Origin of the sequence: Marinobacter sp. UBA2498 (genome assembly GCF_002341575.1) — a bacterium.
GTDB classification, from domain to species: Bacteria; Pseudomonadota; Gammaproteobacteria; order Pseudomonadales; family Oleiphilaceae; genus Marinobacter; species Marinobacter manganoxydans.
Map to the genome: position 1 here is coordinate 15,120 of NZ_DDOI01000108.1, position 487 is coordinate 15,606.

General features: G+C 59.3%; 1 protein-coding gene. It reads right to left on the bottom strand.

Going from position 1 to position 487, the window contains the following annotated elements; translation table 11 throughout:
* Positions 1-487 (bottom strand): EamA family transporter (locus tag B2W52_RS15000; protein ID WP_286803675.1); only part of this gene is annotated, 487 nt, incomplete at both ends.

Sequence of the window (487 nt, forward strand, 5' to 3'; positions counted from 1 at the left end):
TTTCACCAAACCAGTAAATGGAAGCGAGCGTTGCGAGCACAATTCCCGTATTCGAATAGGCAACGACCTCCGCGGAAGGTAAGAAGCGCATGGCATGGATAACCAGTGCATAGGCAAGGCCTACGCACAGCCCACCAATCACGATGATCGGAATTGGCAGTCTTTGTGGCGGCGTCCAGCGGCCTGTCTGGCGTCGCAGTGCCAGAGTCAGCACCAGGAAGGCGGCGCTGTATCCCACGGATACAAAACCGATGATCGCGGCGAACCCGGGTAGTTGGCCGGTCGCCAGTTTGTCGGAAATGGAGTAGACACTGGTGCAAAGCATCGCCAGAAGCGCCCAGGGAATGGCTGCCCTTTCGCCCTGCCCGGGTTGGCTGCCCGCCAGAATCATCAGCCCGGCAACACTGACCAGAAGACCCAGCCAGCCCGTCAGGCTGGGCGAGTCACCGGTCAGTATCAACCACCATAGCGCAATCAGAACCGGCGA